Source organism: Bacteroidetes bacterium GWF2_43_63, from assembly GCA_001769275.1.
Classification (GTDB): Bacteria; Bacteroidota; Bacteroidia; order Bacteroidales; family DTU049; genus GWF2-43-63.
The window spans coordinates 105,321-119,003 of the sequence record MEOQ01000005.1 but is presented as its reverse complement, the minus strand read 5'-3'; the positions used below and the strand labels follow the sequence as shown (position 1 = coordinate 119,003).

Annotated in this window: 14 protein-coding genes; 4 read left to right on the top strand and 10 right to left on the bottom strand. The window is 40.5% G+C overall.

Annotated elements, in window-relative coordinates:
• Positions 1 to 288 precede the first annotated feature (288 nt).
• Positions 289 to 936, top strand: a complete 648-nt coding sequence (locus A2W93_05390) for a hypothetical protein (GenBank protein OFY56308.1) — start codon at positions 289 to 291, stop codon at positions 934 to 936.
• A 70-nt stretch (positions 937 to 1,006) separates the two neighbouring features.
• Here A2W93_05390 and A2W93_05385 read toward each other — a convergent pair whose 3' ends face one another.
• Genes A2W93_05385 through A2W93_05370 form a run of 4 tightly spaced genes read right to left on the bottom strand, consistent with a single transcriptional unit; the run spans position 1,007 to position 5,412 of the window.
• On the bottom strand, positions 1,007 to 1,765 hold the full coding sequence (locus A2W93_05385) for a hypothetical protein (GenBank protein ID OFY56307.1): 759 nt from the start codon (positions 1,763 to 1,765) through the stop codon (positions 1,007 to 1,009).
• Positions 1,766 to 1,768: 3 nt separating this feature from the next.
• Positions 1,769 to 3,583 (bottom strand): hypothetical protein, encoded by a 1,815-nt coding sequence (locus tag A2W93_05380; GenBank protein ID OFY56306.1) that lies wholly within the window; start codon positions 3,581 to 3,583, stop codon positions 1,769 to 1,771.
• Positions 3,583 to 4,131, bottom strand: coding sequence for a hypothetical protein (locus A2W93_05375; GenBank protein OFY56305.1), 549 nt, complete (start codon positions 4,129 to 4,131; stop codon positions 3,583 to 3,585). The genes A2W93_05380 and A2W93_05375 overlap by 1 nt, the downstream gene beginning before the upstream one ends.
• A gap of 9 nt (positions 4,132 to 4,140) precedes the next feature.
• Entirely contained in the window at positions 4,141 to 5,412 is a 1,272-nt protein-coding gene (locus A2W93_05370) for a serine--tRNA ligase (protein OFY56304.1), read from the bottom strand.
• Between the two features lie 164 nt (positions 5,413 to 5,576).
• Between A2W93_05370 and A2W93_05365 the strand changes: the two genes are divergently transcribed.
• Genes A2W93_05365 through A2W93_05355 form a run of 3 tightly spaced genes read left to right on the top strand, consistent with a single transcriptional unit; the run spans position 5,577 to position 7,596 of the window.
• On the top strand, positions 5,577 to 6,323 hold the full coding sequence (locus tag A2W93_05365) for an ABC transporter permease (GenBank protein OFY56303.1): 747 nt from the start codon (positions 5,577 to 5,579) through the stop codon (positions 6,321 to 6,323).
• Positions 6,320 to 7,072 (top strand): ABC transporter ATP-binding protein, encoded by a 753-nt coding sequence (locus A2W93_05360; GenBank protein ID OFY56302.1) that lies wholly within the window; start codon positions 6,320 to 6,322, stop codon positions 7,070 to 7,072. Before A2W93_05365 ends, A2W93_05360 begins: the two co-directional genes overlap by 4 nt.
• Entirely contained in the window at positions 7,069 to 7,596 is a 528-nt protein-coding gene (locus tag A2W93_05355; protein OFY56301.1) for a hypothetical protein, read from the top strand. Before A2W93_05360 ends, A2W93_05355 begins: the two co-directional genes overlap by 4 nt.
• Before the next feature lie 141 nt (positions 7,597 to 7,737).
• On the opposite strand, the gene A2W93_05350 is transcribed toward A2W93_05355, so the two are convergent.
• The 6 genes from A2W93_05350 to A2W93_05325 are packed head-to-tail and all read right to left on the bottom strand — an operon-like array spanning position 7,738 to position 13,682.
• Complete coding sequence (locus A2W93_05350; protein ID OFY56300.1) at positions 7,738 to 8,328, bottom strand: hypothetical protein; 591 nt, start codon at positions 8,326 to 8,328, stop codon at positions 7,738 to 7,740.
• Between the two features lies 1 nt (position 8,329).
• The gene (locus A2W93_05345) at positions 8,330 to 8,797 is read right to left on the bottom strand and encodes a hypothetical protein (protein ID OFY56299.1); all 468 of its coding nucleotides are present in this window, start codon (positions 8,795 to 8,797) and stop codon (positions 8,330 to 8,332) included.
• Positions 8,794 to 9,789, bottom strand: coding sequence for a hypothetical protein (locus A2W93_05340; GenBank protein OFY56298.1), 996 nt, complete (start codon positions 9,787 to 9,789; stop codon positions 8,794 to 8,796). The genes A2W93_05345 and A2W93_05340 overlap by 4 nt, the downstream gene beginning before the upstream one ends.
• Entirely contained in the window at positions 9,782 to 10,372 is a 591-nt protein-coding gene (locus tag A2W93_05335) for a hypothetical protein (protein ID OFY56297.1), read from the bottom strand. The genes A2W93_05340 and A2W93_05335 overlap by 8 nt, the downstream gene beginning before the upstream one ends.
• Complete coding sequence (locus tag A2W93_05330) at positions 10,369 to 10,806, bottom strand: hypothetical protein (protein ID OFY56296.1); 438 nt, start codon at positions 10,804 to 10,806, stop codon at positions 10,369 to 10,371. Before A2W93_05330 ends, A2W93_05335 begins: the two co-directional genes overlap by 4 nt.
• Entirely contained in the window at positions 10,803 to 13,682 is a 2,880-nt protein-coding gene (locus A2W93_05325) for a hypothetical protein (GenBank protein OFY56295.1), read from the bottom strand. Before A2W93_05325 ends, A2W93_05330 begins: the two co-directional genes overlap by 4 nt.
• Position 13,683 lies beyond the last annotated feature (1 nt).

Below are 13,683 nucleotides of genomic sequence, written 5' to 3'. Positions count from 1 at the left end.
CGCAAGGACATGGAACCGTTGTTTTTGCCGTTGTTACGACGGTTCCATGTTCCGGCCTGTTGTTTAGAAAATCCTCGAAGAGTTCGGAGCTCTTCGAGGGTTAATTGTGGCCGGAACGGTGGAATGTCGTAACAATACGCTGTTTTTAGACCGTCTCTCAGAATTAGAATTGGGTGCCTGTTAAACTTTCTCGCAAAACTAATATTTATCATTTATTGTTTGCCTTTTGTCGATATTATTGCTATATTTATAATTAGATAGCCATTTTGCCTTAAATACTTTACAGCCATGTTTCAATTATTCAGAAAGAGTAACGGTTTTGTGTTCGATATAAACATTGACTCAAAGCCATTCGAGTCAGATCTTACGCTGGCTCAGATAGGGATTATAAAAAAATTCCATAGGAAACAGAAACGTACTTTTGAAAAATATGCCAATGAGGTTCAAAAAAAATGCAAAAAAGATTTCAGGGATAACCTAAAAAAAGTCAAAACATCCTGTCTGGAACTGAGTGTACTTTATCATTACTTTTTTCAGAATGAATTTGAAAAAATGAAAGGCGACGCAGCCGTTACCAGGTATTACTTTTCAACTATTTATCACAACTTCAGTGAATTTGAAGAAACACTAAAAGATCTTGAATATGCCAACATGGCTGATTTTATCAGGATCAAAAAAAACTATTACAAAGAAGTACACGACCGTGGTTCGCGACTAGAACTCTCCCACTATTACTATCACACATTTGCGAAGTTTCCGCTGATGCAACCCGAAAATTACAAAACGCTTCCACCTTTTTTCGATTACATTGATTCATGGCTCAATTACATCTACTTCCTTGACGTTACTGCCCGTATTCGCATCGAAGCTGAAGAAATGTCGAAAGCGTTATTAGCACTGCGGCCCGCAACTGTATTCTCACATGCTCACGCATAGCTGAATCACAGGATGTGTACAGACGGATGTTTTTCTCTTGACTGTCGCGGATTAATTCCGCGACAGTTTTTTATAAACTAAGTAAGGCTTCAAACTCCTGCCAGGTCAGTTCTTCCGGACGTTTATTGAAAACCGGATTTGTCAGAATTTCTGGCTCGAAAAAGTTTTTCAGCGAATTTCGCATCGTCTTGCGTCGCTGATTGAATGCGGTTTTTACCAACGATTTGAACTGTGCGTATTCGCATTGAGGTACATCAGAAGCTTTAGGAACCATTCTGATAACTGCTGAGTTCACCTTGGGGGGTGGAATAAAAACTGAAGGCGGCACTGTGAATAAGAATTCTGTCGTGAAATATGCCTGAAGCAAAACACTCAATATTCCATAAGCTTTAGTGGAAGGCTTTGCTGTAATTCGCTCTGCTACTTCTTTCTGAAGCATTCCTATCCACTCACTCACCATGTCGCGCTGCTCTAAAGCCATAAAAAGCAATGGGCCGGAAATATTATATGGCATATTGCCAATAATACTCATAGGTTTTTCGGAAAAATCCGTAAGCTTTACTGAAAGCACATCACGGTGAAATATGTTTTCATTCATTTGAGGAAACCGCTGATGCAAATATTCTATACTCTCCCGATCGGTTTCAATCAACAGCAATCTGAATGGCTGATCGACCAAATACTGCGTCATAAAACCGCTGCCAGGGCCAATTTCAACAACAACAGCCTTTTCATCTGCAAACTGCAGACTACCGGCAATTTTGCGTGCAATATTCTGATCGTTCAGAAAATGCTGTCCTAATGATTTTTTTGGTCTTACCGGTAACATAATTTAGTTCAGATTGTCGCCACGAAGCGCTCTGTAGCGCTGACGGGCATCGTTTACAAGAATGCTTCCCGGAAAATCGGTCACCAGTTGCAGATAATATTTCATTGCCTGATCTTTGTCAGGAAGAAAACTTTCGTAAATATTGCCAAGCATGAAAAGAGCATTGTCAGCCAGAATGTCGAAATAATAGGCGCTTAAAATCACCTTCAGTTCGGATGCCGCTTTTTCATATTGCTTCAGGGACATATAAATCTCAGCACGCTTATATACCGCATCATCAAGCACCGGATGTGCCGGAAAACTTTTCAAAATGGTATCGAGAACAAGCAAGGCTTCATCGTAACGCATGCAAAATGTAAGCATTCCGGCCTTGGAAAATTTTTCAAGCGGAATATATGAACTGTCATAATCCACATTTTCCTGAATCACCAGAAACAACTCCATGGCATCGTTGGCAATCAGCTTTGATGTGGCTCCGCGCAGAATTTCAAGTTGAGCCGATGCAAAATCAAATTCGCCCAGAAAATAATAAAGTCGCGCATTTCGGAATTTCGCATAAAATCCGATGGTGTCGTGTTTATACGCTTTTTCTACCTGGGAATATAACAGGGAGGCTTCCCAAACTTCGCCTTTCAGCAACATCACATCGCCCTGCAACAATTTGGCTTCAGCATATTCAACGGGCTGATAACCGGAGAAATTAATAATTTCGTTCAGATGCGACAGCGAAGCATCGGGCTGGGAAATATAGTATGCTTCAATGTAAGCGAGCCGCATAAGCATGTTGTAGCGATTGCGCCGATTGACAGATGCGCTCAGGGCTGTTTTCAGCTCATCTGCCAGAGCTTTGTATTCTTCAACAGTTGATGTTGGACTGGCCGTGAGTTTCAGATATCTTACCTCCAGCAACAAATCGTTGGCATCGGAAAACAAAAGTTTTTCAGGACCAAGCGAGACGATGAATGCAAGCGCTTCTTCAGCAACGCTGAATTTTTTGTTTGACACACAAAGTTGCGCAACATCATAGGTCAGGTCACCATCATTTTTTGTACGCCTATCATATGCTTTAGCCTGAACAAATGCACGCCCGAAATCGCCGTTCTGTTCGTAATGCCATATGAGCAATCTGTTAAAGTCAAGGTTGGACGGTTCTTTTTGAACGCGCTCCAGAAGCTTATTTCGAAACAATTCGGAAACTTTGCCCTCGGCATCTTCCATCAACAAAGTTTGCATCCGTTTTTGTATCTCTGCAATTCCAAACATTGGGTTTTCCAGCAACAAAAAATATTCATCGATCATTTCTGAATATTTTCCGGAACGCTTGTATGCACCCGCAAGCTGCACACACAAAACTCCTGATGAAGGAAACTGTTTCTTTCCAGCCAATAAAGTCTGAATTGCCCAATTATCAAGCTCCCTCACCTGAAATGCAGCCGCAAGATCTGTTATCAGCTGTTCAGAGGATAAAGACCATTTAATTGCATCGTTGAAAATCTTATCGGATTGTTTCGTGTTGCTTTGCAACATTAATACATAGCCTTCATCCACATGAAAACGCGGAACAGAGGGATTATTACGCTTCTGCTTCTGGGTAAGCTTTTCAGCATCTTTCCAGTTCTCTGTTTTTATGAGACATTCCAGATAGCTATCATAAATGTAGGTCGAATTATTCTTTGCGTAAATCTCTTCATACAGCACTACTGCTTTATCATATTCCCCGGCGCTCATGTATTCGCGCGCCAGCAATTCTTTTTCTGTTTCCTGCGCAAAAGCAGGATACAACGACAAAAGCAATATGAATAGGAAAAGTATTCTCATTATTTATTCAATCCGGCTTTGAAAACAATCACCAGACTATCAATTTTCGGACTGATTTGGTTATAATGATTAACGTTGCGAACCGCATTATCTGATATCAGATTGCTTTTCATGATCAATTGTCCTATTGCGTCCTTTTCCTGGTTAATATAAACTAAAAACAACTCTTTGCTGATGTTCTTTGACTTCAGGTCATACTCAAGATCGGCCAATTGCTCAAGGGCAAACGAATAATCTTTTTCAACAGATCCGTATTGTTCAAAATAAGTCTTCAATGGTTTTTTCAGTTGGCCAAACTCTGTCATCAATTTCCACGCACCTTCGCTGTACTGGTCTTTGAAATATTTGTTTATTGAATCAATTTTTCCAAGATAGGACAAATAAATTTCATGGACCTGAGCTGTATCAAGCACTTCGAATTTTTGTTTTGCTTCATCCAGTTTCAATCGTTCAGACCGAATGTCCTTCACTCCTCTTCGGACATAAGCCGGACGACAGGAAACAAAAAACAAAGTGGCAACAATTGTAAGAACAATTATATTTTTCATTACAGCGGGTTATTTAATGATATCGGTTCCCATAAAAGAAACCAGAACTTCCGGAACTCGTATTCCTTCAGGAGTTTGATTGTTTTCGAGCAATGCAGCAACAATGCGGGGCAATGCCAGCGCGCTTCCATTGAGGGTGTGCGCCAATTGTGTTTTACCTTCCGAATCTTTAAAGCGGAGCTTCATGCGATTGGCCTGGAATGATTCAAAGTTAGACACAGAACTCACTTCAAGCCATTTCTGTTGCGCAGCGCTGAAAACTTCAAAGTCGTAAGTGAGTGCTGCTGTGAAACTGATATCGCCCCCGCAAAGGCGTAAAACGCGGAACGGAAGCCCCAAGCCGCGCACCAGTCCTGCCACATGTTCGCGCATTTCTTCGAGGATTGCATACGATTTATCAGGTGTTGAAATCTGCACGATCTCAACTTTATCGAACTGATGCAAACGATTCAGCCCGCGAACATCCTTGCCATATGAGCCGGCCTCGCGGCGAAAACAAGCGCTGTAAGCCGCATTCTTCACCGGCAAATCTTCTTCTTTCAGAATCACATCGCGGTAAATGTTTGTCACGGGCACTTCTGCAGTTGGAATCAAATACAGATTATCCTCATTGGCATAATACATCTGACCATCTTTATCGGGAAGCTGCCCTGTCCCATATCCGGAAGCTTCGTTCACCATGAGCGGTGGCTGAATTTCAACATAACCGGCTTTGATGGCCTCTGTCAGAAAATAATAAATCAGTGCCCGCTGAAAACGCGCGCCCAATCCGGTGTACACGGGAAATCCCGCTCCGGTAATCTTAACACCAAGTTCAAAATCTATCAGTTTATATTTCGTGGTCAGATCCCAATGTGGCAATGCATCTGCGCCAAGATCAGGAATAATTCCTTCGCTGTGAATGATTTCATTGTCTTCGGCCGAATGACCGGATTTTACCGAAGAATGTGGCAGGTTGGGCAACAGAACCAGCTTCGCGTTCAGCTCAGTCACAACATCATCGTGTTGCTGGTTCACCACTCTGATTTTCTCTTTCAATTCTGCTGTCTGGTTCTTCAGTTCCTCAGCCAGCACCGAATTCTTTTCTTTTATGGCAACACCGATCTCTTTCGAACGACTGTTCATCTCGTTTTGTGCATCGTCGCGCTCCAGCTGCAGCTTTCTGCGAGAATCATCCAGCGCAACAATCTCGTCAACCAGTGCAATATTTTTAAAATTTTTCACCGCAAGGCGTTCCTTTACAAAAGCGGTTTCCTGTCTGATCAGTTGTATCGTAAGCATGAAAGTAATTTTTTGCAAAAATACCATTTTAATTCGTCTCTGAGAAACAGAACTTCGGATGAATTGAGATATCCGATTTTTGATTTTTGATTCTGAAGGAAGCCACCGAAGTTTGAATTTTGAGACAGCCTCTATTAGTTATTTTTTTTTCCTAAATTCGCATCATGATTCGAAGATCTATTATCAGTATTGGCGAATATCTCATGCTCATGCTTCGGGTTTTCAAAAAGCCGGACCGCATGGACCAGTTTCGCAATCAGGTATTCATCGAATTCAAACTGCTGGGAATTGAATCCGTAGGAATCATAGCCATTATCAGCGTTTTCATGGGCGCCGTTTTAGCCATGCAAACCGCATACAGCATCGATAGTCCGCTGATTCCGCGTTATACAATCGGGTATATTACCCGTTCCTCCATTGTTCTTGAATTTTCTGCAACCATCATGAGTCTTATCATGGCTGGAAAAGTCGGCTCGCGCATTGCCAGCGAGCTGGGAACCATGCGCGTTACCGAACAAGTTGATGCGCTGGATGTAATGGGCATCAATTCGGCCAACTTTCTCATTTTGCCAAAAATTGTTGCCTTTGTTCTTATTTTCCCGGTATTGGTTGTTATTTCAATGTTTCTGGGTGTTATGGGTGGTTATATGGTGGCCGTTCTCACTGGCCTTTTCAGCGTTGATACCTACATGCTCGGCGTACGTTCATTCTTTATTCCTTTCGAAGTTTTCTATTCGTTGATCAAATCTCTTTTCTTTGCATTTATCATCACATCTGTCAGTTCCTTTTTTGGATATTCTGTGAGCGGCGGAGCACTCGAAGTTGGTCGAGCAAGCACAAAAGCCGTGGTTCAGAGCAGTATTATGATCATTCTGTTCAACGTTATTCTCACTCAAATCCTGCTCACATGATCGAAGTCCGCAATATCAACAAAAGCTTCGATGGAAAACAGGTGCTGAAAAACATTTCAGTAAAACTTGAACCCGGCAAAAACAATCTGATTATTGGGCAAAGCGGTTCAGGCAAAACAGTTCTATTGAAGTGTTTGCTTGGTCTTCATAAGGTTGATAACGGAGAGATTTTTTTCGACGAGCGGAACTTCACTGCGATGAATGAATATGATCAGAAAAAAATCCGACAGGAAATAGGTACTGTTTTTCAGGGCGGTGCTCTTTTTGACTCCATGACAGTGGAAGAAAACGTAATGTTTCCGCTCAACATGTTTACAAATCAGACACGGCAACAAAAAAAGGAACGCGTTAACTTCTGTCTCCGCAGAGTCGATTTGCAGCATTCAAACAAACTCATGCCTTCCGAAATAAGCGGTGGCATGAAAAAACGCGTTGCCATTGCCCGTGCCATCGTTATGAACCCGAGATATCTTTTTTGCGACGAACCCAATTCAGGTCTCGACCCTAAAACATCAATCCTGATTGATCAACTCATTAGCGAGCTCACTAATGAATTTAAGATGACCACCGTCATCAATACCCACGACATGAATTCAGTGATTGAAATTGGCGACAAGGTTTCTTTCATTTACAAGGGAAATCTGTGGTGGAAAGGGACCAACAAAGAAATTCTGCATGCAGACAACACCGAACTGAATGACTTTGTTTTCGCAACTCAATTAACCCGACACTTAAAAGGAAAATTGTGAATCTGATTGACATTGTACTGCTGATCCCCCTCGGCTGGGGCATATACAAAGGTTTTTCGAAAGGATTGATTCATGAACTGGCGCAGATTGCAGCGCTTGTTCTTGGTGTACTTGCTGGACTTTATCTGAGCAAATGGATTGGTGGTTTTATTGCTGATATATTCGGCACCAATGAGCAACATACACAGCTGATTGCTTTTATGGTGGCCTTTCTTGGAGCCCTTATTCTTGTTTTTCTTGTTGCACGCATGGCTGAGAATGCTGTAAAAAACCTAAGTCTCGGAATCGTGAATCGCATTATCGGTGCGGCTTTCGCAAGCATTAAATTTATTCTAATCCTGAGTCTTCTTATCAATTTCATCAATTCCGCCGATCCACACGGAATATTTCTGAAAAAAGAAACCCGCGAAGGAAGTCTGCTCTACAAGCCCGTTGGTGCCGTAGCACCGCTGGTGATGCCCTTTATCATGCAGGTGATGTCAGACACCGAAAAAGGAACTCCTGTTTCAAGCCCAGAAGAATAATTTTCAAATTGCTTAAAGCTTAAAGTTGTAAAGCATAAGAAATTGTGCACTCTTTAAACATTAAGCATTAAACTTCAAGTGATTTGCTTTGCGCTTTGTGTTGCAACCTTAACAAAAGCTTCTATCCCCCAACAGTAATCCTTACTCTTTTTTCTTCCTAAACCCAAACTGTACCCCCGCTGTGATGCTCCAGCGCTCGTTGCCGAGGGGATAATAATTGTCTTTAAAATCGAATAAAAGATAATTATTGTCTGGAATTGAATAATACAACAATTTACTGAACTGCATGTAAAACCTGACTTTTCCGAATGGTTTGGATATCAGCCCGGCCTGCCACGAAGGATTAAAATTCCATTGATTGAAAAAACCGGCGCGAACTCCGGCATATATTCCATGAACCAGAAAATTGTTCTCTTCGGACAAACAACCAATAATCGACAATGATGCAAATGGTTCTGCGCGGAAGTATGAGTAAGTTCTATTTTCCGAAATGTCTTTCAGTAAAAAATTGTGTGTGGCAACGCCAATACCTGCATTAATTTTCAAATATTCTGCATTAATAAACGAATATGAAATTTTTCCTTCTGCATTGGGTAATGCGTTGTTGCTGATATTTGGACCGTTTGGGTATTGAAAAATATAGCTAAACCCGCAAGAATACGATAATTTCTGAGCCGAATTTTCACAAAGCATAGAAGAAACAAAGAGAAAACAAACAAGTGCCTTTTTCATGTTATTGTCTTTTAAAAACAAACAAGTGTCTTGTAGAATACGACACATAATCACTCACATAACTATATTTGAGAACATCTGTGCTACAGACATACCCAATTGATAATGCATTGGTTACAAAAGGTTCATTTGTGCGATAAATAATGTAATATCCAATACTTGCTATTCCGGAAGAATCATCAACAATATTAATATCAACTGACTCAATATCTTTTGTCTCAACCACAACTGTGTTTTCAATATACTCCGTGAACCCTGTTTTATTGAAAACAAATTGCAGATTGTACCCTAATGAATCTAAAGATATCGTATCCTTGTATTCAGTTATAGAAGTTGGATTATGAGTAAGAATGCAGCTGTCCAAAACCCAGTGCCCAACCAAATATCCATATTCGGATGGCAATGAATCTTCTCGTTCACAAGAAATAAACCCCAAAATAATTACAGATATATAAAGACACTTTTTCATTCAACTATCAGTTTAAATGTTTCAATTTTCTGATTATACGCCAAACGCAAAATAAACAATCCCCGATCTATCCCATCAAGTGAGAGCTTATATACAATATCGAAAAATTCATCTGATATAACTAACATTCCAGTTGAAGAGAGAAGTTCAATCCTGCAATTTGCTTCATTTCCCGGCAACTCAATGTTAATATATTCTCCCGCCGGATTAGGGAAAATCCGAGCTTCTCTGATATCAAAATTATTAGTTTCAATAATTTGAAAATCATTAGTAACTGCGTTTATTTGTTTTCTTATCGAATCCAAATGTTGTTCTGCACTTTTATCCTTGTTCTTCGGCTCGACTGTGAACAGAATAATAGGGCGGGAAGAGGTTCCTGTGGTAAATGGGAAATTCAGGTTTAGTTTTCCAGTTGCGCTATACTTTTCTTCGCTACCAACGACTTGTAATGTAAATGCATTGAAATATGTTACAATGTATCTCTTCTTTGATTTAACATCTGCCTGCATGGCCTCATTAATATTATATGCAGTCTTCGCAATATTGTATGCTTGATCATTCCAAGTATCAGTATTAGGGTTCTCAATTAATTCAAAATCCAAAGAATCTTGTGATTTACCCCATTTAAACGTATCACACTTCGCCACATCCCATTGCGTATAAAAATTAAAGGTGCGGTTTGCCAGCGCACCTACAGCTCTTAATTTATCGGGTGAGCGTAGATAAAATAAATCGACAATACCGGGTTTGCGAACCCAGTTTTCGTAGTGCATTTCATCATAATCATGATACGGTATCCAGCCCTTTTGTCCATTATCGCTTTCATCAAAATCATACCCTGCCACAAAAGCCCGCAAACGCCCGAAATGCGGCCACAGCTCTCGTTTGTGCATATTATCCCACAGCAGTGCACTGCCGCAAATGCCTGTGAATGATCCGATCCAGAGGTCGCGGATCCAGGAGGCGTCGTTGTTATTTAAAGCACTAATCATTCTCTTTTGGAATGATTTTATAAACAACTCCTGTCGAAATGACAAACAGCTCTGATCCCCAAAGCTGATAAGTAGTAAGGTCGTACTTGTCTGGCAAGCCTGAATATAAGCTCAATGGAATATGACATGAAACAAAAAAACCAAGTTTTTTGAACTCAAAACAGTCTATTCCAAAATAAGTTGATCCTTGACCTGTTGTATTATAATAAAAAAAAGTTCGCAATCCCAAATAAGGGGCGAAAATTAACTTTCCACTCTCCTTTCCAAATATGCTTTTCTTTATTGAAAAATCGAACAGAAACCCAAATGCTCTTGGATTGAAAAACTCTTTGCCCGTGTTATTATTCTCCGCAATGTAAAAATGTGAAGCAAATCCTTGCTGCATCTGTAGACTCCAATTCCATTTGCGCAACACGTTTTCCGACAACAGAAACTCATAATTCGGCACGTATTGAACTCTATAATTGGGGCCTACGTCGTACAACTGATTATACTGCACACCGCACCGCACGCCCAGTTTGTATGTCTGTGCAATAGCTGAAGAACAACAAAACAGAAACATTATCAGAAAAGTTTTTTTCATTGCACCCTCCTGTAATAAGTTCTGCCGCCCTCAATATCCTCACTGTCAATCTCCGGAAACAACAACAACAGGCCTCCTCCAAACTCAAGCATATCTTCATTAATATGAAAATAGAAATTAATACCGGTTTCGAAATGGATTATATTGGTGTCATAGCTTTCTCTGACAATCAGATTGGAAATATCGTACTTCCTGCCAATGTTTTCAGTTGAACTTATATAACAGTCATCCTTAAAGAACACTCTTCTGTCATAATTTTCAACAGGTTTTGTGTGTGATATATATCCACCATGATAATCTGTAGTAAATGCCGTTGTTTCATACGCCACCCATTCTCCTTTGAGATATTCATATTCGGGCGGCAGATCGGGGGTTTCTTTTTTGCATGAAGAAAGCAATAACAAAAGCAGTAAAGCGGAAACTATTGATTTCATTGTTTGACAAATTTAATGGTTTTTGTATTGGTTCCCGTTGTGATTTTCAAAATGAAAGTGCCTGGGTTGAAGCTGGATATTTCAATTTTCGTTAGCATATCGTATGAAACTGTTTTACTAATCATTCTGCCAGTCAAATCAAAAATTGAAATGTCGGCCAGTCCCGATAATGCGGGTATTTCAATATTCAAGCAGTCATTAGCCGGATTGGGGTAAACGCGAATTTCCGGCTCTGATGCAATCTCCTGATCGCTCTGGAAATCCAATAACAGCTCTTTGTACACTTCTTTCACTGCAATGGTGTCATTTGGAAATGTTTCAGCAGATTTATTTCTATATGGATAAACCCGCATCAGATACATTGATGTTTCAGGCACCCCGCGAATATCAGGATACTTTATCTGAACTCCATTAGGACCTTTTCTATCAGTAACTGTTGCTACAACATTTAGAGTCCATGGACTCACAAATTCTATAGTATATCGTTTCCCCCAGACTCCGGCATAACCGCTCAAATCTTTAATATAAAGTTTCTCATCGTCATAAGAAACTGTTCTTTTACTTGAATACATATCGTCATCAACAAGAGTCCATGGATTTTCATCTGTAATATCATTATGGCCAGAATCAAAGTTGTCGTCTTTTTGTTCAAACTCTTCTCTAGCTCTTTGATTACCAACAAAAGGATCATTGCTGCAAGACCAGCTTGTATAGAAATTATATGTATTGTTTTCTACAATTCCTATTGCATGTTCTTTATCAGGAGATTTTAAATAGAATGTCTCAACAACGCCAATAAACTTTGGTTTATGAATTAGATATGGAAAAGTATCGATAGAGTAATATTTATAATCTACATGCCTGTCGTGTTCAGGCACCCACCCTTTTTGTCCATTATCACTTTCATCAAAATCATATCCTTCAACAAAAGCCCGTAGCCGTCCGAAATGCGGCCACAGCTCTCGTTTGTGCATATTATCCCAAAGCAGTGCGCTGCCACAAATGCCGGTGAATGAAGCGATCCAGAGGTCGCGGATCCAGGAGGCGTCGTTGTCGCATAGCCAATAATTGTATCCTGAAACGGAACCAAATTCTCCATGAATGAATGGTTTGTCGCAAAGCGGCCGGTCATCGGAACCAGCATCAGCATTGTTGTGAAAATCATTGACAATGTTTACACTGTTTTTATACAAGTCGGGGAAATCTCCATAATTCTGCTGAGTAATAATATCCAGCGAATTTAAATAATAAGTGTGGTCATCCGCAATTTTGGGGCCCCCGGTTAAATAATTTACACTGGTTAAGTGCCTATCGTGTCCCATGTAGGTAATCATTAAATTAATCATACTGCTTTGCCATGCATTGACTTTCTGTCTGAAAAACGCTTCGTGAGTATAAGGGGCATAATCAGATCCCGGCACATCTTTACATTTATTTTCAGCCACATCGAGAAAAACTTCTTTTGTTCCACATGTCCCATTAATTTCATTGATGGTTTCGAATGCAGATATATTGGTCGAATACCCCCATCGGGCAATCATGTAGCGCAATCTGTTTGTGTAATATTTAATAGCGCGATAATCCAGAAAAAAACTTTCGGGATCTGTTAAACCCAGATCCTTATTATAGCAATATCCTTCATCCGAGCTGTTGTCGCATTCTTCCGAAATGCTTGCTTCGCCATACGCAGACCAGTCCCACATAATTCGGTCAGGTTTTAGAAAATAATACTGAACCGAGGTGTTGAAATGTATGAACAAGCCCTCCTGTTCAGCTTTCTCAACTATTCTGTCAACTTCCCAGCCGACATTCATACGATTGTAATAATTGCAAATTTGTTCAAATTCAATATCTGAAAACCATGGCAGAATATCCATCTTGAAATAGTTGGCTCCGGCAGAAGCAAAGGCCTCCAGCTCTTGCTCAAAAATAGTATATACTTTCTGATATGGCATTGCTCCAGACCAAACGGATTCCGGGAAGCCCAAACAATTGTTCCCATACGGATCAAAATCATCGGTCGGATCATCAATTGTTCCATTGAAATCAACATAGCATAATGGATCCGTCAGATTCATGCCAACAGGGAAAAAAGGTTCATTGCCGATTTTCAGAAAACGTTTATTTGGCCCGACACTTACGAAATCATGACCGTCAGACTCATTCACATTAAAAGTAAAAAAACTGGTAGAATATTCTCCAAATCCATTAACGATAGCAATTATTCTGCATTTCCATGTACCAGTATTTTTTGGAGTAAACCGAACTCTGAAACGATAGTCACTTGGGACATTATCCCATGTCCAGTTCGCCGGATCAGAATCTGATTGATTTCTTGCAAAATCCTCAAAGAAAAAACCATTCTGCCTGTAAGGCCCTGCCCAGCTTACGGGATTTTGCTGATAAGAAAATTCTGCATACACATCAATTTCATCCGGGTCAAATGGATTCAGGCTGGGATTCGTACGTGGTGCAACATCCGATTTTCCGGCAGCAATAAATTCATCAATCAATGCTTCAATTTCATTGTTCAGTTTTACGCCCAGCTCCAATTTTTTAAATTGCCCTACACTCCCCACCGTTCCCGGCTCGATCCACGCAATCTGAAGTGCGTTGGGGCGTATGCTTGCATGCAAATCGCCCTGTTGCACAGGCGAAATATTTGTGCCTGGCCCGAAATGTATGCGGTTGTCAGCTTCCATGATCACGTTTTTGTTATTCACATGCAGATCGCTGCTCACTTCAAGGCAACTGCCGGTTATGTACGGATTTTGCCCACCAAGATTATTCACCCCGATCTGAGTGCAGGGCAAGGTCTGCTGGGCATAAACAGCAAGTGTCATCAGCACAAATATAATCAAAAATAATTTTTTCATG

What these genes read in the sequence shown, in the direction of transcription:
- A2W93_05390 (OFY56308.1), top strand. Translation starts at nt 289, where the DNA reads ATGTTTCAATTATTCAGAAAGAGTAACGGTTTTGTGTTCGATATAAAC.
- A2W93_05385 (OFY56307.1), bottom strand. Translation starts at nt 1,765, where the DNA reads ATGTTACCGGTAAGACCAAAAAAATCATTAGGACAGCATTTTCTGAAC.
- A2W93_05380 (OFY56306.1), bottom strand. Translation starts at nt 3,583, where the DNA reads ATGAGAATACTTTTCCTATTCATATTGCTTTTGTCGTTGTATCCTGCT.
- A2W93_05375 (OFY56305.1), bottom strand. Translation starts at nt 4,131, where the DNA reads ATGAAAAATATAATTGTTCTTACAATTGTTGCCACTTTGTTTTTTGTT.
- A2W93_05370 (OFY56304.1), bottom strand. Translation starts at nt 5,412, where the DNA reads ATGCTTACGATACAACTGATCAGACAGGAAACCGCTTTTGTAAAGGAA.
- A2W93_05365 (OFY56303.1), top strand. Translation starts at nt 5,577, where the DNA reads ATGATTCGAAGATCTATTATCAGTATTGGCGAATATCTCATGCTCATG.
- A2W93_05360 (OFY56302.1), top strand. Translation starts at nt 6,320, where the DNA reads ATGATCGAAGTCCGCAATATCAACAAAAGCTTCGATGGAAAACAGGTG.
- A2W93_05350 (OFY56300.1), bottom strand. Translation starts at nt 8,328, where the DNA reads ATGAAAAAGGCACTTGTTTGTTTTCTCTTTGTTTCTTCTATGCTTTGT.
- A2W93_05345 (OFY56299.1), bottom strand. Translation starts at nt 8,797, where the DNA reads ATGAAAAAGTGTCTTTATATATCTGTAATTATTTTGGGGTTTATTTCT.
- A2W93_05340 (OFY56298.1), bottom strand. Translation starts at nt 9,789, where the DNA reads ATGATTAGTGCTTTAAATAACAACGACGCCTCCTGGATCCGCGACCTC.
- A2W93_05335 (OFY56297.1), bottom strand. Translation starts at nt 10,372, where the DNA reads ATGAAAAAAACTTTTCTGATAATGTTTCTGTTTTGTTGTTCTTCAGCT.
- A2W93_05330 (OFY56296.1), bottom strand. Translation starts at nt 10,806, where the DNA reads ATGAAATCAATAGTTTCCGCTTTACTGCTTTTGTTATTGCTTTCTTCA.
- A2W93_05325 (OFY56295.1), bottom strand. Translation starts at nt 13,682, where the DNA reads ATGAAAAAATTATTTTTGATTATATTTGTGCTGATGACACTTGCTGTT.